The sequence below is a fragment of the Aeromonas sp. 600479 genome (assembly GCF_049175515.1).
GTDB classification, from domain to species: domain Bacteria; phylum Pseudomonadota; class Gammaproteobacteria; order Enterobacterales; family Aeromonadaceae; genus Aeromonas; species Aeromonas veronii_A.
On sequence record NZ_JAAKVF010000010.1, the window covers coordinates 82,448 to 99,860 of the forward strand.

General features: G+C 57.4%; 18 protein-coding genes. 6 read left to right on the plus strand and 12 right to left on the minus strand.

The window, feature by feature from the left end; genetic code table 11:
* Positions 1-118 precede the first annotated feature (118 nt).
* The gene (locus tag G5149_RS12140; RefSeq protein WP_216978466.1) at positions 119-502 is read left to right on the plus strand and encodes a DUF6404 family protein; all 384 of its coding nucleotides are present in this window, start codon (positions 119-121) and stop codon (positions 500-502) included.
* Positions 503-616: 114 nt separating this feature from the next.
* Here the strand turns inward: G5149_RS12140 and G5149_RS12145 are convergent, their stop codons facing one another.
* Positions 617-2,125, minus strand: coding sequence for an AbgT family transporter (locus G5149_RS12145; protein ID WP_421212505.1), 1,509 nt, complete (start codon positions 2,123-2,125; stop codon positions 617-619).
* A complete protein-coding gene (locus tag G5149_RS12150; protein ID WP_421212506.1) occupies positions 2,115-4,085 on the minus strand; it encodes a TonB-dependent receptor domain-containing protein in 1,971 nt (656 codons plus the stop codon). Before G5149_RS12150 ends, G5149_RS12145 begins: the two co-directional genes overlap by 11 nt.
* A gap of 226 nt (positions 4,086-4,311) precedes the next feature.
* On the opposite strand from G5149_RS12150, the gene G5149_RS12155 reads away from it, so the two are divergent.
* Together G5149_RS12155 and G5149_RS12160 are read left to right on the plus strand one after the other, a co-directional pair.
* Entirely contained in the window at positions 4,312-5,490 is a 1,179-nt protein-coding gene (locus G5149_RS12155) for an MFS transporter (protein ID WP_216978465.1), read from the plus strand.
* 143 nt (positions 5,491-5,633) lie between these two features.
* A complete protein-coding gene (locus tag G5149_RS12160) occupies positions 5,634-6,305 on the plus strand; it encodes an NAD(P)H-dependent oxidoreductase (protein ID WP_216978464.1) in 672 nt (223 codons plus the stop codon).
* A 114-nt stretch (positions 6,306-6,419) separates the two neighbouring features.
* Here the strand turns inward: G5149_RS12160 and G5149_RS12165 are convergent, their stop codons facing one another.
* The 8 genes from G5149_RS12165 to G5149_RS12200 form a co-directional block, all read right to left on the minus strand.
* On the minus strand, positions 6,420-7,028 hold the full coding sequence (locus G5149_RS12165) for a DoxX family protein (protein ID WP_421212507.1): 609 nt from the start codon (positions 7,026-7,028) through the stop codon (positions 6,420-6,422).
* Complete coding sequence (locus G5149_RS12170; protein ID WP_421212508.1) at positions 7,025-7,819, minus strand: putative DNA-binding domain-containing protein; 795 nt, start codon at positions 7,817-7,819, stop codon at positions 7,025-7,027. Before G5149_RS12170 ends, G5149_RS12165 begins: the two co-directional genes overlap by 4 nt.
* A complete protein-coding gene (locus G5149_RS12175) occupies positions 7,812-8,669 on the minus strand; it encodes a DUF692 domain-containing protein (protein ID WP_421212509.1) in 858 nt (285 codons plus the stop codon). Before G5149_RS12175 ends, G5149_RS12170 begins: the two co-directional genes overlap by 8 nt.
* Entirely contained in the window at positions 8,657-8,983 is a 327-nt protein-coding gene (locus G5149_RS12180) for a hypothetical protein (RefSeq protein WP_216978461.1), read from the minus strand. Before G5149_RS12180 ends, G5149_RS12175 begins: the two co-directional genes overlap by 13 nt.
* The gene (locus tag G5149_RS12185; RefSeq protein ID WP_042081514.1) at positions 8,976-9,935 is read right to left on the minus strand and encodes an MBL fold metallo-hydrolase; all 960 of its coding nucleotides are present in this window, start codon (positions 9,933-9,935) and stop codon (positions 8,976-8,978) included. The genes G5149_RS12180 and G5149_RS12185 overlap by 8 nt, the downstream gene beginning before the upstream one ends.
* 146 nt (positions 9,936-10,081) lie before the next feature.
* Positions 10,082-10,192 carry a cytochrome bd-I oxidase subunit CydX gene (gene cydX / locus G5149_RS12190; protein ID WP_005337572.1) on the minus strand — a complete coding sequence of 37 codons (111 nt, stop codon included), beginning with the start codon at positions 10,190-10,192 and terminating at the stop codon, positions 10,082-10,084.
* Positions 10,193-10,208: 16 nt separating this feature from the next.
* Entirely contained in the window at positions 10,209-11,348 is a 1,140-nt protein-coding gene (cydB, locus tag G5149_RS12195) for a cytochrome d ubiquinol oxidase subunit II (RefSeq protein WP_421212510.1), read from the minus strand.
* Positions 11,348-12,919, minus strand: coding sequence for a cytochrome ubiquinol oxidase subunit I (locus G5149_RS12200; RefSeq protein ID WP_421212511.1), 1,572 nt, complete (start codon positions 12,917-12,919; stop codon positions 11,348-11,350). Before G5149_RS12200 ends, cydB begins: the two co-directional genes overlap by 1 nt.
* Before the next feature lie 122 nt (positions 12,920-13,041).
* On the opposite strand from G5149_RS12200, the gene G5149_RS12205 reads away from it, so the two are divergent.
* Complete coding sequence (locus G5149_RS12205) at positions 13,042-14,460, plus strand: PLP-dependent aminotransferase family protein (RefSeq protein WP_421212512.1); 1,419 nt, start codon at positions 13,042-13,044, stop codon at positions 14,458-14,460.
* A gap of 51 nt (positions 14,461-14,511) precedes the next feature.
* On the opposite strand, the gene G5149_RS12210 is transcribed toward G5149_RS12205, so the two are convergent.
* Positions 14,512-15,582, minus strand: coding sequence for a hypothetical protein (locus G5149_RS12210; RefSeq protein ID WP_263717544.1), 1,071 nt, complete (start codon positions 15,580-15,582; stop codon positions 14,512-14,514).
* Between the two features lie 242 nt (positions 15,583-15,824).
* The gene (locus G5149_RS12215; RefSeq protein ID WP_042656069.1) at positions 15,825-16,463 is read right to left on the minus strand and encodes a tellurite resistance TerB family protein; all 639 of its coding nucleotides are present in this window, start codon (positions 16,461-16,463) and stop codon (positions 15,825-15,827) included.
* Between the two features lie 141 nt (positions 16,464-16,604).
* On the opposite strand from G5149_RS12215, the gene G5149_RS12220 reads away from it, so the two are divergent.
* Positions 16,605-16,907 carry a hypothetical protein gene (locus G5149_RS12220; protein WP_088869296.1) on the plus strand — a complete coding sequence of 101 codons (303 nt, stop codon included), beginning with the start codon at positions 16,605-16,607 and terminating at the stop codon, positions 16,905-16,907.
* 20 nt (positions 16,908-16,927) lie between these two features.
* Positions 16,928-17,398 carry an acyl-CoA thioesterase gene (locus G5149_RS12225; protein ID WP_337072759.1) on the plus strand — a complete coding sequence of 157 codons (471 nt, stop codon included), beginning with the start codon at positions 16,928-16,930 and terminating at the stop codon, positions 17,396-17,398.
* Positions 17,399-17,413: the final 15 nt, after the last annotated feature.

A 17,413-nucleotide genomic window follows, 5' to 3' on the forward strand; every position in this document is an offset into this window, starting at 1 on the left:
TCTTTTTTTCTACAGAGAAAGAACGTGACCACGAGCCCACATCATGCTCGCGATTTGTCAGTACAATGCAGCCTAAAAAGCACCGTATGGCACCTTTAATTTCACAAGGATGAATAACATGACATTTGAAGAACGGCTGGCCGCCGCCCATCAGGAGCTGGCTAACAAGGGGGTATGGCATGCCAACTACAATCCCCCCTTGTTCTGGTTGTTGCGCCAACTGGGTTGGTCTGTCAAACCGCCTCAGTACGAGGGCTGGCTAACCAACTTTCTGGTATTTGGCATCGGCCTTGGCCTGATCTGGAGCATTCTGTTGTGGTTTTTCAGCTGGCAACCCTTAGAGATAGACCCACTATTTGCCCTACGCCAGACAGCCCTGTTTGCCGGATTAACAGGCATCATCATGGCGAGTCTCTTCAGGCTACGCTCCAGGCAGCTTAAACTGACCCCTTGGGAAAGATTGCCATCCTCGGCAACAGATATCACAAAGCAACCGGATTGATAATCCGTTGGCATTGTTATGAAGCAGGAGTTCTGGGCACATTATTGCCTTTGCCCGTCAGAAATCAGGTTGAAAAGAGCCCCTCATTGGAATGAGGGGCATGACAATCTCCTGCTACATCCCCATGGGCCACTGCAATACATATACCCAGAACAGCAAGAGGGCCGTCCATGCAAACAAGAACGCCATGCTAAACGGCAACATTAATGACATTAATGTGCCTAACTTGGCATTTTTGTCATAGTCTTGCGCCGTCGCCAATATAAGCCCCAAGTAGCCAAACAGTGGACTAATGATATTGGTTACCGAGTCACCGATTCTGAATGCAGCTTGGGTCACCTCCAAAGGTATATCTACATAGAACAGTGATGGTATAAGCACTGGCGCCATAAGGCTCCACTGGACAACAGGTGAACCCATAAAGAGATTGAGGAACGCACAGAGAATAACAACCAGTAGCAAAATGAATGCAGGATGCAATGACAGATCTGCAACCATGTTGCTCATCGACATGGCCAACACGCCTGAAAGTTGGCTTAACTTGAATATATATATCAGCTGGGATGCCACAAAAATAATCAGCAAAAATAATCCTAGCTGACTTAAACTCTTTTGGCATGCCTTGATGAGATCTTGCTCACCCCGAAAACTACCAGATAGATAACCGTAAGTTAAACCACTCAAGCCAAAAGTAATAGAAATAACTATTGGTAGACCACTAATGATTTCGCTGCGAGCGAGTTGCTGCCCTTCATTGGGTGCCAGCCAATTCCCCGGCACTGCCGCCGATAAAACAAAGAAGATGATCGCAGAAATAAATACGCTACCAGAAGCCAGCATGGCCCTGTCATTTTTCTTATTGCAGGGAATATCATGGCTAATTAGATGACTATCGGTAGCATCATTATCAATTAGCCGATGCTGCCGTTTTTCTACTACCATGATAGAAATAAAAGACCCCACTGCGACTAATAGAAGGACACTGGCACTCATAAAAAAGTAATTCGCCAATGGGCTAACACTGTATTCAGGATCGATGAGCTGGGCTGCCGATGTAGTGATACCAGCAATCACCACATCATAGGTTGTAATGAATATAGTTGCATGCGTCCCTCCCGCGACACCGGCAAAAGCCGTTGCAAGTCCGACCAAGGGTGAGCGACCCGCAGCCTGATAGGCACGGCACGCCAGAGGTATCAAAACAATATAACCAACTGCGCCAACCACATTCGAAACTATCCCCAGAGCCATAATGCTGATGGTCAGTTGCCATTTTCCAGTTTTATTTACTAACCGTTGCACCGAGTAGCTAATCAATCCGGAAGAGTCAGCAAGCCCGATACCTATCGTCGCTATAATGACTATGCCCAAAGGAGGGAAGTTAATAAACTCTTTAACACTGCCACCAAGCCATTCTCGAATACCGGCCAATGACAGCATATTATGAACGTACTGAGTGTTCTCGCCAGGCAGGGTGTAAGAGAGTTGTGCTTTGGCAGCAATAAAAGAGACGACCATGACTATCAAAGATAGCCAAATGAACAAGAACACCGGATGGGGAAGTCGATTTCCCCATCGCTCAATACTATCAAAAACAGACCTTTTCATGGTTTTAGAATTCATAATTAATGCCGGTATAATAAGTTCTTCCCTGAATGACCTCAGTGTACGTATCCGGGCTGGACACATCTTTATTCATCAGGTTGTTAACCCCCATCTTCAGTGCCACTCCATTGGCAAGGTCGTAACTCATGCCAAGATCCAGGGTGGTATATGGATCAGACACATCATTATTGCCAAGCTCGCCACGCACTTCACTACGATAATGCAACCGAGTGAAAATATTTAATGCATAGTTAGCATACCATGTCGCCTTGAGCGAAGCTTCATGCTCTGACGTACCAACCAGTCTGTCTCCGGAATAATCATCTTTTGCATCAAGATATGTATATGAAGCATCCAGACCAATATATTCCCATTGATGCGTAGCAGACAGTTCCAAGCCTTTCAGAGTGGCCTTGTCTATATTGACGAAGGTGTAGTCACCATTTTTTTTCTTTGCTTGTTGAATAATGTCATCAACCTGATTATAGAATACTGTTGCGCTGGCTAACGTAGTACCATTGGTATAATACATCCCCAATTCACTGAATGTGCCAGTTTCTGCTTTCAGGGCCGAGTTACCATAAATATTACAGCGACCGCCACAGCCAGGAGCTGAATAATATGGGGATATTTGAGCCAGGCTGGGTGCTTTAAATGCCGTCCCCACACCAGCTTTCATACTCCAGTTCTCAGCTACCCCTTGGGTGAGATAGCCACGGTAGGTAAACTCGCTGCCAAACAATGAATCATGATCATATCGCCCACCCAGGGTCAAGGTAGTTGCGTCAGTCAATGCATGATTGAATTCAACGTAAGCTGCAGAACTCTTTCTGTCTGCGGAGCCCCCCTTAAAACTAATATTGTCTACTTTGGCATTGCGGGTTTCAGTGCCAAACGTAATGTCATATTGATTGAACGATAATATGGCTTTGGCATCACCACCATAATTATGCTCAGTACTATTTGATGTGAGGAGATCATACTGGACATCAAAGTCACTGTAATAGAGATTGGCATCAACGTTCAGTCGTGAGGATTGGTAGCCATATCCTAGCGTGTAGCTTTGCAGACGGCGTTGCTGTTCATAATACCGATTGTTGAACATCGCAGTACCCAACTGCTCTTCATTGGATAGCTGAATATCAAGCGCTAATGAATGCTGGTCATTAATAGCAAGATCGAAGGTATTTACCAAGTTGTAGTTTTCTTGCCCGCGACGCTTGGTCGCATCAGGGTAGTCAGCATAAAATGACTCGGCGATATCCAGATAGTTGCCATATACGGTATAACTCAATGCATCGTTGACAGGCATGGAGTAATACAATCCATAAACCTGGCCATTACCACCTCGATCACCCTGGTTGTATTGCCCTTCAACACTCATTGCCCCTTCAGCAGCACCATTGTGTTTGCGCGTTATCACATTCACAACGCCCCCCATGGTATCGGCACCGTAAAGGGTAGACATCGGGCCACGAATAACTTCGACTCTATCAACGGCTACTGTAGGGGTAAGGCTTAATGCACTGTCACTGCCACGCCAAAGCGCTTCTTTGGTATAAGAACGGCGACCATTCAACAACACTTGCGTGTAATCATTGCTCAGGCCACGAATGCGAATGCTACGGGAACCATTAGCCTGGGTTGATATATTGACGCCCGGAGCATCGACCAAAAGATCACCGACATCCCCCGTCATTTGATATTTACTCTGCTCCTGACCATCGATCAAGGTCATGGTTGCAGGGGCTTCAAGAAGATTTTTTTCCTTTCCGGCGGTTGCTGTTACCACCATGGTTTCATCAGCAATATTCTCGGCAATTGCAACATGTGCAGGAAGTATCAGTGCACTCAATATGTAAGGCGTTCGGACTTTTAGATTATTTATATTCATTTTAAGTGATTTATTATACGATAAAATGCGCATTATAATGGAAATTATTATCATTTTGCATTGTTTTTCATTACTGATATTCATGGGTGATTAAAAAACGGCTTTATGACCCAAATCAGCCTATTAGTCGTTACTTCCTCTATCCCGGATTACCGGTGTCCTTTTCTCAACCGTTCCTGCCGCCTGATACGCCTTATCATTGCTGCTGATTTGGCAAAAGTAATTTGATGTTGTCATCATTTTTGCCAACAAAACCCATCGGCATACTGGCGCCATTCTCCCGTCGGGAGTCCCTAACCAAGGAGTTGTTATGCCACTGGCGTTATTTGCCCTTACCTTAAGTGCCTTTGCGATCGGCACTACCGAATTTGTGATTGTGGGGCTTATCCCCACCATAGCCCAGCAGCTCAATGTCTCGCTTCCCTCGGCGGGCCTGTTGGTCAGCCTCTATGCCCTTGGCGTAGCCATCGGCGCTCCTGTGCTCACGGCGCTCACCGGCAAGGTGCCGCGCAAGTGGCTGCTGGTGGGGCTGATGGCACTCTTTACCGCCGGCAACCTGCTGGCCTGGCAGGCCCCGGGTTACGAGAGCCTGATCGTGGCCCGCATCCTCACCGGATTGGCGCACGGGGTCTTCTTCTCGGTGGGCAGCACCATCGCCACGGGTCTTGTGGCCAAAGAGAAGGCGGCGAGCGCCATCGCCATCATGTTCAGCGGCCTCACCGTGGCGCTGGTAACCGGCGTACCGCTCGGTACCTGGATTGGTCAGGTCTTTGGCTGGCGTGAAACCTTTCTGGTGGTGAGCCTGCTGGGTCTGGTCGCCATGGTGGGTAGCCTGCTGCTTATCCCGGGCAACCTGCCCAAGGGGGCAGCCTCAACCATCCGCGAACAGCTCTCGGTACTGACCAAGAAGCCACTGCTGTTGGTCTACGCCAAGACCGCCCTCGGTTATGGTGGCGCCTTCACTGCGTTTACCTTCCTCGCCCCCATCCTGCAGCAGGTGAGCGGCTTTAGCGCCGGTGCGGTGAGCCTGATCCTGCTGGTCTACGGGGTATCGGTTGCCGTCGGCAATATCTGGGGTGGCAAGCTGGCCGACAAGATGGGCCCATTGCCCGCACTGAAACTGCTGTTTGCCGGTCTGGCGCTGGTGCTGCTGGCCCTCACCTTCACCGCACCCCATCCGGTGCTGGCCGTGCTCACCGTGCTGGTGTGGGGCGCCTTTGCCTTCGGCAACGTGCCGGGTCTGCAGGTACTGGTGGTGAAGCAGGCCGAGCTGCACACCCCCAAGGCGGTGGATGTGGCATCGGGCCTCAATATTGCCGCCTTCAACGTCGGCATTGCGCTCGGCTCCGTGGTCGGTGGCTTGGTGGTAGAGCACCTCGGCCTGATGCATACCCCCTGGATCGGCGCCCTTATCGTGCTGCTGGCCTACGGGCTGACCCATGTCAGCGAGCGCCGCGAAGCCCTCCGGCTCGCCGCCTGTCAGGCATAAGTTGCGCCAGCAGGCGTCACGCAAGGGCGTGGCGCCTGCTGCAATCGGCGCGGCAGGCTTCTATGCTGTGACACAGCCTCAACCCGGCAACTGTTTCAGCAACCAAGCCGGTCACCCTCGCATCATTTGCCACGGAGTCTGTTATGAAGGTGCTTATCGTCTATGCCCATCCCGAACCCAAAAGCTTCAACGGTGCCCTCTTCTGCCACGCCATCAGGGCGCTGGAACAGGCGGGCCACACAGTGATGACCAGCGATCTCTATGCCATGGGCTTTGATCCCGTCTCGGATCGGCGCAACTTCACTGCCGCCAGCGATCCCGATTTTCTCAAGCTGCAACTCGAAGAGCTGGCTGCCACCGAGCAGGGCAGCTTTGCCCCGCCGCTGGAGCAGGAGATGCAAAAGCTGGAGGCGGCCGACCTGCTGATCTTCCAGTTCCCGCTCTGGTGGTTTGGCCTGCCCGCCATCCTCAAGGGATGGGTGGATAGGGTCTTTGCCATGGGGCGGGTCTACGGTCAGGGCCATATCTACGAGAGCGGCAAGTTTCGCGGCAAGCGGGCGTTGCTGAGCCTCACCACCGGCGGCCCTGCCGAGACCTATCTGCCCGACGGCTTCAACGGCGATATCGACGGGGTGCTGCGCCCCATCCAGCGCGGGATCCTGCAATTTGTCGGCTTCGACGTGCTGCGCCCCCATATCTGTTATGCCCCGGTGCGGGTCTCGCAAGAAGAGCGGGAAGCCTGGCTCGCCCAGTGGGCCGAGCGCCTTGGCCAGATTGAGCAGGAGTCCCCCATCGCGGTCGGCCGCTACCAGTAACGGCTGACGCAGCTGACACTCTCCCCCCAAAAGCACAAAAACAGCGAGCGGCACCCGGCCGCTCGCTGTTTTTCACGCTCTGTCGTTATGGTTTTTGTTATCCGTTGGCGGGTCTTATGCCGCCTGTTGCACGCCTGCTTTGCCGGTCACGGCACGTTTGAGCCAGTAGTCGAGGCTGACGTAACGGCCCCCGCCGTAAACCAGCAGTACCAACAGCATCACGAAGTAGGTGGCGGCAAACTCCATCCCGTTGTTGAGCATCACGGGATCCCCGAGCTCCGTGATGTAGTTGTAGCGACCGGGGAAATTGGCGACCAGCCACTCGATAAAGCCGTTGAGGCGCAAGGTAGCCTCCATGCTGCCGGTAGCGATGGCATCCCAACCGTGCTTCCAGTGCACCATGGCGCTCGCCACGCTCATCAGGAAGATGGTGGGAATGGCCATGATGCGGGTAAAGAGGCCAAGGGCAATGCAGATGCAGCCCAGCACCTCGGTGCCCGCCGCCAGAAAGGCGAGCAGGGTCGGGAACGGCAGGTTGAGCCCCCCTTCCGAGACTGGCGCACCAAACCAGGCGACCGTGCCGGCAAAGCCCATCACCTTGGAGTGGGCCCCCACATAGATGACCGGAATGAGATAGAGACGAATGGCCAGCAGGGCCAGAAAATCGAGCCGCTTGCACTGGGCTACCGCCCGCTCGTACCACTGGATCAGGGTGTTGTTCATGGGAATTCTCCTTGGTGTTTGCTAAATGGGGGCAAGGGGGTGCCGGGCAGGCGCTCGCCAACGGGCAGGGTAAGCAGACCCAGCCGGCGAAAATGGCGCGCCCACTCGATCAGATCAAAATCACTGCGAACCTGTTGCACCTTTTGCTGGAACGCGGCTTGGGTGATCCCAGGCTGCTGTTGCAGCAGCTGGATCAGCGCCACATCCCATTCGCGCAACCGCTGGGTCACCACCTGATGCTCCGGGCTGCGAAACAGGCCATAGAAGTGGCTGCCCTGCCGGGTCGGCAGCACGCCGCTGCGACGAATGGCAAAGGGGAGCTCCAGCAGTTGCAGGGTGGGATTGAGCACAAGCGGACTCTCCGCCGTCACCTCAACCCCCGATATAACTTGCGGCACTACCCCTTCATCAATCTCGACACAGAGGCAGGCCCACTCGTACTCCAGCAGCGCCAGCCGCTGCCTTGGCCAGTTGAGGGAACCCTCGCCGTGGCGATGCTGTACATAGCGGACAAACTCGGTGGCGATATGGTGAAACTCGGGGGCTTCGGCGCCGTGTGCGATGACAAAGCCCTCCACCAGCAGCCCTCTGTCCACCGGCGCCCAGTGAGCGTGGGTGAGCGGAAAAGCGCTCTCCAGCACCGACGCCACATTGGCGCGCACGCTGCGGGCATAGTGGCAGGCAATGCCATCCTGCGGCAGCCGCACCCGGCTCGCCAGCCAGGCGGTCTGCTGCTGCATCCGCTGCGGCGCCGTTTTGGGCGCAGTGATCAGAGATAACCGTCTATCCATAGCGCACCTCCCGCACCTGACTGTCAATCGCCTCGCAACAGGAGCCATGCACCCTCGCCAGCTCGGCCTCCAGCTCTGCCAGCGGTGGCAGATGGTGATCCCGCTCCAGCAGCAGGGGGCGCAGGCCGTGGGTCTGCACCGTATAACGGGCCAGCGCCACCACCTCCTCGCACACCGGTTTGCCATGGGTATCCAATAAAGTGCCGTCTGCCTCTTCCAGATGACCGGCGATATGGAAGTAACGGATCGCATTGCTCGGCAGCCCGGCGATCATCCGCTTGGGGCAGTAACCGTGGTTGCGGCTGTTCACAAAGACGTTGTTGATATCGAGCAGCAGCTCGCAGCCGATGCGCGCCACCAGCTCGGCGAGAAAATCCTCCTCCGGCATCTCATGGTCATAGCCGTGGTAGTAGGAGATATTTTCCAGCACCAGCGGGCGGGCCAGCGCCTCCTGCACCTGCGCGATCCGCTCTGCCAGATAGGGGATGTTCTCCCACTGACGCGGCACCGGTAGCAGTTCGTAAAGATACCCCTGCTGGTCGCGGGAAAAGCTCAGGTGCTCGCTGTAGATCTCGATGCCGAACTCATCCAGAAAGGTGCGGATCTGGCTGAGCAGGGTGCGATTGAGGGGCTGGCAATCGCCGAGGGAGAGGCTGAGGCCGTGGGCAACCAGCGGGTAACGCTCGGCCAGCTGATGCAGCTGCGCCCGCTTGGCTCCGCCGATGGCCATCCAGTTCTCCGGCGCCAGCTCGAGAAAGTCGATGCCGGGGCGGACGGGGCAGGAGCAGAGCGCATCCAGATGCTCCTGGCGCAGCCCGATCCCCCGACTGCGGGAGCTTATTGGCCGCATACCCCCTCCGTCATCTTGCTGCCCTGGCTGGATTTGTCGCCATCAATCCCCTCGCCCGCCACGCCACACTTGCCATCGCGGGCGCGCACCAGCCGCCCCTGCGGATCACTGTCGAGGGCTTGCTTTTCAAAGCGCTTCTCGGTGCCGCACTTGCCTGCCGCGCACTTGCCGCCGTGCTGTTCGCTGGGGGCGGCCTTGACAGGCGCATCGCTCGGGGTGGCCGCCAGCGCCAGCCCCGGGGTCAGGACAATCAGGCTGGTCATGGCGATGGAGAGGGTCAGTTTGTTGGTTTTGTTGCTGCTTGAGTTACTCATGGGCGGACTCCTTGACTGATGAAACGGGGTAACTGGAGAGATCGCGGGCGGCCACGATCTGGCCGTGGAACTGCTGTTTGACGATGGCCATCGCCTCTTTCTTGTGATTGAGGCCAACCCCCATCCAGTGGTTGAGCACCAGCAGCTTGGGGTTCACCTCGGCGGCAATCTTGGCCACCACAGATGGCTTGGCGTGAAGTGAGGCGGAGACCGGGTCGGCCCCTTCGTGGATAGCGAGCGGCATCACCAGAATGTCGGCCCCCTTGGCAAACGGCACAAAGGCCGGGTTGCTGCCGTTCTGATCCGCCGAGATAACGATGGTCCCCTCGGCGCTCTCGATACGATAGGCCAGACAGGGCACGTCACCGTGAGGGATACCGAGCGCGGTGATGGTCAGCCCATCCTGCTGATAGACGGTGTGAGGCTGCGGGCTCTGGTATGGCACATCATGGAGAGTGATAGGGAAGAGGCCATCGGTGCCATCCTTGAAGCCGCTCAGGTAGGCATAAGCGCCCTTGTCCTTGTTGAAGAGGGCATCAAAGTAGCCGCTCATGCTAGGGAAGGCCGAACCCGCCTCGGGCCCCGCCAGATCCAGCGGATCGCTGCGCTCGAAGAAGTAGGCCCCCTTGAGCAGGGCGGGCAGGTCGGTCACATGGTCGGTGTGAAAGTGGGTGATGCCGATAAAATCGACCTCTTCGAGCTTGGCCCCCGCCTGGCCGAAGCGCAGGTAGACGCCGCCACCGGCATCGATCAGGATGCGGGATTTCCCCTTCCACCAGATCACCTCGCTGGAGGAGGCGCGCAGGTCGTCGGAGATGGGGCCACCACTGCCGAGCACCTGCAGGGTGAAGGTTTTATCCAGTGGCGTCAGTTGTACCGGTTCGGCACAGGCCGGGGCGACGGTGAGCGCGCACCCGATGGCCAGCGCCACCGCTTTCAATCTCTGTTTCATCACAATTACCTGTCGGTTGGTTGTCGGTTGAAAGTGTGTCGTTTGTGTCGTTTGTGTCGTTTGTGTCGTTTAAAGAGGGGGAGAGAGGGGCCGATGGCGACGGGTGAACGCCAACCACCGGCCGTGGCGGGGCGCGAACCCCGCCGTCAGTTGCCGTCCCGTTCATCGGCCTGCCAGCGCGCTTCCAGCCAGAGCAGGTTGCACAGGCCCAGCAGCAGGGCGAATCCGAGGCCCAAAATCCAGGTGAAGTACCACATAGCAGATCCTTTGAGGTCAGTAGAGTTGATGGCTGTCGCGCTTGATGCGGGCACGGTCGAGCTTGCCGCGCACCACCCGATAGACCCAGCCGGTGTAGCCCAGGTTGACCGGCATCAGCACCAGCACGAGGCCGAACATAATGGCCAGGGTCTTGTAGCTGGAGGTGCTGTCCCACAGGGTCAGGCTGCTGACCGCATCGAGGGATGAGGGCAGCACGAAGGGGAACAGGGCGATGGCCACCGAGCAGAGCATGGCGGCGCAGGCGATGGCGCTGGCCAGCAGCGCAATTCGGCCCCGCTCCAGCCAGGAGGCAATCCCGCTCACCAGCGGCGCCAGCGCCCCGATGATCGGCACCAGCCACAGCAGCGGATAGTCAAAATAGTTGCGCAGCCAGCCACCGGCGTGGGGGATCACCCCCTTCATCAGCGGGCTGATGGCAGCATTTGGGTCAAAAGGTTGTGTGCCGACACCGGTCAGCTGAAACCCTTGCAGATCCACCAGATGCCAGCCAGCCAGCAGGTAGCAGAGGCTCACCAGCGGGGCCAGCAGGATGGCGATCCCCCGTGCGCGCAGCGCTGGGGTGCCAGTCACCTTGGCTTGCAGAAAACCGGCGCCGTGCAGCAGCAACAGGCTGATGGCAGTGGCCAGCACCGAGAGCAGCCAGCCCCAGTGGAAGTCGAAGGCGCCATAGTGCAGGCGCAGCGCCGTGTCGAAGCGAAACGGCAGCCCCTCCATCACCAGACCGATAGCCGCACCGAGGATGAGCGCCGGTATCAGGCCACCGGCTACCAGCGCCCGGTCCCACCAGCGGCGCCACACCGGATCGGCCAGCTTGCTGCGATAGTCAAAACCGACCGGACGCAAAAATAGCCCGAGCAGCAGCACCACCATGGGGATGTAAAGCCCCGAGAAGGCGGCGGCGTAAACCAGCGGCCAGGCGGCAAACAGGGCACCGGCACCGGCAATCAGCCACACCTGATTGCCCTCCCACACCGGTCCCACGCTGTTGATCACCAGACGGCGGTCGTCGTCATCTCTCGACACCACCGGCAGCAACATGGCGATGCCGAGATCGAAGCCATCCATCACGATAAAACCGACCATCATGAAGAGCACCAGCGCCCACCAGATGAGTTTCAGGGTTGCGTAATCCATCAGGCGATCCTCGCAAGTTCGGGTTGTTCACCGCTGTAGCGGCCGGTATGGAGAATGGCGGGCCCCTTGCGGATCACATGGCGCAGCAGGAACAACTCCACAGCCAGCAACAGGGTGTAGATGGAACAGATAGCAATGAGGCTGAACCAGAGTTGGCCCGGCTGAAGCAAAGAGACCGAGGCCGACACCGGCAGCACATCGCTGATGGTCCAGGGTTGACGGCCGAGCTCGGCCACCAGCCAGCCCGCCTCGATGGCAATCCAGGGCAGCGGAATGCTCCAGAGCAGGGTCTTGAGCAGCCGTGGCGAGTCTTGCAGCCGGTTGCGGCAGAGCTGAACAAAGCTCATCACCATCAGCCCCAGCATGGTGACACCAAGCCCCACCATCACCCGAAAGCCCCAGAAGAGCGGCGCCACCGGCGGGATGGAGTCATCGACCGCTTTGGCAATCTCCACCTCACCGGCCTTGGCGATATTGCTGGCATAGGGGGTCAGCAGCATGCCGTAGCCGAGATCCTTGCCGTGCTGCTCGAAGCGGGCGCGGTTGGCCGGGCTGTCATCACCCTGCCGGATCAGCTCGAGAGCCTCGGCCGCCACCATGCCGCTGCGAATGCGCGCCTCGTGCTGCACCTTGAGATCCTTGATGCCGGTCACCGCCTCATCGAGGGAGCGGGTGGCGATGATCCCCATCAGATAAGGGATCTTGATGGCGGCGTGGGTGGTCTCCCCCTGCTGATCCGGAAAGCCGAACAGGGTAAAGGAAGCGGGCGCCGGCTCGGTGTGCCACTCCGCCTCGATGGCGGCAAGCTTCACCTTCTGCACCTCGCCGGTGCGATAGCCAGACTCATCCCCGAGCACAATGACCGAGAGAATGGCTGCCAGCCCAAAGCCGGAGGCAATAGCGAATGAGCGCAGGGCAAACTGCACCTCGGTTTTGCGCAGCAGATACCAACTGCTCACCCCCATCACAAACATGGAGGCGGCCACATAGCCCGCCGCGACGGTGTGAACGAACTTCACCTGCGCCACCGGGTTGAACAGCACGGCGGCAATATCCACCAGCTCCATCCGCTGGGTCAGCAGGTTGAACTCGGCCCCCACCGGGTTTTGCATCCAGCCGTTGCCGATCAGGATCCAGAGCGCGGAGAGGTTGGAGCCGAGCGCCACCAGCATGGTCACCAGCAGGTGCTTGCCGCGAGAGAGCTTGTCCCAGCCGAAGAAGAAGAGCCCCACCAGGGTCGATTCGAGGAAGAAGGCCATCAGCCCCTCGATGGCCAGCGGAGTACCGAAGATGTCCCCCACATAGTGGGAGTAGTAAGCCCAGTTGGTGCCGAACTGAAACTCCATGGTGATCCCCGTGGTGACCCCCATGACGAAGTTGATGCCAAACAGTTTGCCCCAGAAGCGGGTGATGTCCTGATAGATCACCTTGCCGGTCATCACATAAGCCGACTCGGCGATCACCAGGATCCAGGACAGCCCCAGCGTGAGGGGCACAAACAGGAAGTGGAACAGGGCCGTGGCGCCAAATTGCAGGCGAGACAGGCTGACCACGTCATCCGGATTGATCATGCGTCACTCTCTTTTGTTGTATTTGCCTTGCACGTTTCGTGCGTGACAAGTACATCACGGAGCATGACACCTATAACAGATGCAGTTATATTGAATTACACCTATAACAGTTGATCCAGATCATGTCCCTTTACCAGCAGTTGGCCGACCGCCTGCAAAGCCAGATCGACGATGGTATCTGGCAACCGGGGGAGCGCATCCCCTCCATTCGCCAGAGCTGCAAGACCCACGGGCTCAGCCCCATGACGGTATTGCAGGCCTATCAACTGCTCGAAAGTCAGGGGCGGATCCTCGCCCGCCCCCAGTCCGGCTACTACGTCAAGGCCGCCTCACCACAGGTCGTGCAGCACACGCCGAGCCAGACCCACTACAGCGGCTCGGTGGATATCAACGATCTGGTGTTCGAGGTGTTGCAGGCGAGCAAATCACGGGATCTGGTGCCCCTTGGCATGTCGGTGGCCGACCCGACCCTGTTCCCCCATCCCCAGCTCGGGCGGGCGCTGGCCAGCTGCATGCGCAAGCTCGATCCCTTCAGCACGCTGGCCGACCTGCCCCCCGGCAACGAGGCACTGCGCCGCGCCATCGCCCAGCGCTACGCCAGTGACGGGGTGGCGGTCAATCCGCAGGAGATCATCATCACCACCGGCGCCATGGAGGCACTCTCCCTCAGCCTGCAGGTGCTGACCGAGCCCGGTGACTGGGTGGTGGTGGAGTCCCCCACCTTCTATGGCGCCCTGCAGGCCATCGAGCGGCTGAAACTCAAGGCGGTGGAGATCCCGGTCATCCCGGGGGTGGGCATCGATCTGGCGCTATTGGAAGACGCCCTCAGCCAGATGCCGATCAAGGCGTGCTGGCTGATGGGCAATGTGCAGCACCCGCTGGGCCACACCATGCCGGATGGTCACAAAGCGCAGCTGATGGCGCTGCTCAACAGCCATGGGGTGCCGCTGGTGGAGGATGACGTCTATGCCGAGGTCTACTTCGGCCGCGAGCGCCCCAAACCCATCAAGCACTGGGATCAGCGCGGTGACAGCCTGCTCTGCAGCTCCTTTTCCAAGTGTCTGGCACCGGGCTTTCGGGTCGGCTGGGTAGTGGCGGGGCCCCATGCAGAGCGGGTGCAGCGGCTGCAACTGATGTCCACCCTCTCCACCAATGTACCGAGCCAGCTGGCGCTGGCCGAGATGCTGCGCCAGGGCGGGGTCGATGCCCACTTTCGCCGTCTGCGCCACACCCTGGCCCAGCGCCAGCAGCAGATGCGGGCGGCCATGCAACGGCTGTTGCCGGACGAAGTGCGGATCTCCTCCCCCGATGGCGGCTACTTCCTCTGGCTGGCGCTGCCTGCCCATTTCGACAGCCGCGCCCTGCACGCCAAGGCTCTGGGCAGTGGTTTTTCAGTAGCCCCCGGCGCCCTCTTTTCCAGTCAGGGGCAACACAACCACTGCTTGCGCCTCAACAGCTCCCATCCCTGGAGCGAACAGCTGGAGCAGGCCCTATTCAAACTTGCCGAGCTTATCAATCGCCAAATTGCCCAAGGCACGTAAGATGACGCCAATAATTCTGCTCATGACACAGGAACCCAAGTGCAGCTGTAATTACCTCTTCAATGGTCGGCGTAACCAGCCATATTCTCGAGGGGCAACCCTCAATAGCTCTGCAATAGTCGCATTACGCTTATCTTCACTCATACGCAAAAGCAGAGAACGCAATTCGTATTCGATACTATCCCGCTTAGCACCACGAGCCTCCGCCATGAGATACCAATTATGTCCTTCTTCAATATTCCCCAGCTCAATATTGAGCGCACCTAACAGTGTGCATGGTCTGAAATTATTCGGTTGCAATGCATGAGCCTCAGCCCCCATTTTCAGAGCATCTGTACGCTTTCCCAAGTCACGCAACGCCCCACCATGGGTTGTTCTAATCGCAGATTTGAGCTTCGCATGCTCTTGGTCTTTAACTGGAATAGCCGAGAGCAATTCAACAGCCGAGGCTGCTGCTGCACATTTTCGAAGATGCGCACTGGCATTGACTGCTTGCCATGGATCGCAGGTTTTCTTGTACTCTGAAATATAAAAATCAGCTTCTATTCGATGATAAGCATGCCATATCTCATCTGTCTGATAGTCCCGCCCCTCAACTTTTAGCCATATAGAATCAAGTTCAGAAAGTCGTGACTTGGCATCCAGCGTACGCAAAATCTGCATCAGTTGCTTGAAATGATGTTTTTCCACAAAGGATTCAATTCCAAACTTCCGACGAAGCTCTTGGTTTTTTCTCCTCGCAATAAACTTTGGATCGTTCTCACGTTTTATACGTGCAGCTTCATATTGAGCCTGGAGCATTTCATACCTCAAGGCGGCAGCTTTCTGCTCGGCTATTTTAATGGCTTCAAGTTCAAGCTGCCGCTTTTTAGCAATTGCGATACGCTGTTCTCGCTCTAATAAGGCACGTCTATAAAACTCCTCTTTGGATAACGACCCGGTAAGAAAACCGAGCAAGGCATTAAGTCCTTTAGACTCAAGGTATTGCTGACTCCAAATAGATAGTGGCAAGCCTTTTTGAACTGATAAAAGCAGGTTATTGAGCCTGCCTCCACCCGTTGTTGCACTGGTTAAATCATCAACACTATAATATTTGGCCAGCTCGGCCGGGGAAGTTGACATTACGCACGCTCCTTGTGCAAACGTTGATATTGTTCTTTGACATTAACATGATGTGGAGTTCAGTTAATAAACGAGTGTCGCATTTCCCACTACTGCTCCTTGCAAAAAAGTGATGGTCCTGCGCCATCTTAGGGGCTGTGTCCCGCAATCCAAATAGGCTCATCCGCATCTTTTGACGAGCAACCTAAACAACAACGCCCCTTGAGCGGGGCGTTATCGGCAATCCATGGCGATGAGGGATATCAGGCGGGGGCGTTAAGCTGGGCCACCTGCCGCTCGATGCTCCCTTTGAGGTTGTCATCGAGTTTGAGGGCGCGTGCCAGCTCGTCGAGATAACCGCGCTCCATAAAGTGATCCACTTCGATGGCGAGCAGGGAGGCGAGATAGACCTCGGTGGCCAGCTCCATGTCGGTCACTTCCCGCGCCAGCGCGTGGGGGTCGAGGGGACGGGCCAGCTCGGCGTCAATCCAGCGGGCGACATCGCTCTGACCCTGTTCGGTCAGGTACTCCTGAATTTTCTGGCGCTCGGCGCCGTCGATATGGCCATCGGCCCGGGCCGCAGCCACCATGGCGCGCACCAAAAGCGCCGCGCGGGCATCCAGCGCATTGCCTTCCAGCCCGCTGATGGGATGGGTGGGCTGGGCGGGTGCCGCCTGCTGGGCCTGCCAATCCTGATAGAGCTTGTAGGCCAGCCCGCCAAGGGCCGCCGCGCCGCCCACGGCAGCGGCCTTGCCGCCATATTTGCGCACTTTTTTATTGCCCAGCAGCAGACCGAGCGCGCCACCGGCCAGCGCTCCCTGCATCTGCCCCTTGCGCTTGTCGCCGCCTTCGTTGAGCCAGCCTTTGCCAGCCCCCAGCAACTGTTCCAGCATCTGTTTCATCGTGACACCTCGCTATTGTTCGCCCCATGCTGGCGCTGGCGTCATGAACCAAGAGTGAATGGGCCCCATTATTGCGCCGTCCCCTGTGCATCCTGCCGCCATTCGCGGTATACCTGAAACAGGTCAACAAGGAGCATCAGGATGCGCATCATCACCCCTTTCGTGGTTCTGCTGTTGTGCGGCACTGCCAGTGCCGCCAGCGAGCTGGATCGCTCAGCCCAGCAGGCCAAGCTGGATGCCGCCTGCCAGCAAGCTCAGCAGCAACTGGTCGAGCAGGGCAAGCAACAGCGGATCGACGCCTGCATCAAGGAGGGCGGCAAGGCCGACAAGTGCCAGCAGGAGTTCGCCAGCTTCGGCCAGCGCGAGGGCAACAAGCGGCCCGACCTCAACAACCTGCCCCCCTGCCAACAGGCTGACGCCTACCGCAAGAGCTACCGTCAATGACCCCGAACCAAGGAGAGAGCATGATCCCCCCCCGTGAACTGACCCTGCAATTTTTGGCCGAACCCTCTGACGTCAACTTCGGCGGCAAGGTGCATGGCGGCATGGTGATGAAGTGGATCGATCAGGCGGGCTATGCCTGCGCCGCTGGCTGGTGTGGCGGCTATGCGGTGACCGTCTATGTGGGGGGGATCCGCTTTTTGCGCCCCATCCAGATTGGCCAGTTGGTGGAGGTGCACGCTCAGGTGATCCACACCGGCACCACCAGCATGCATCTGGCGGTGGATGTCTACAGCCGCCACCCCACCGACACCGAGCGCCACAAGACCACCCACTGCATCATCATCTTTGTGGCGATGGATGAGCAGGGCAAACCGACCCCGGTGCCCCAGTGGCAGCCGGTGAGCGAGAGCGATCTGCAGTTGCAGCAGTACGCCAAAAAGCTCATCGCCCTGCGCGAGGAGATCGACAAGGAGATGCGCCAGCACCTCTGACCTTGGTGCCTCACA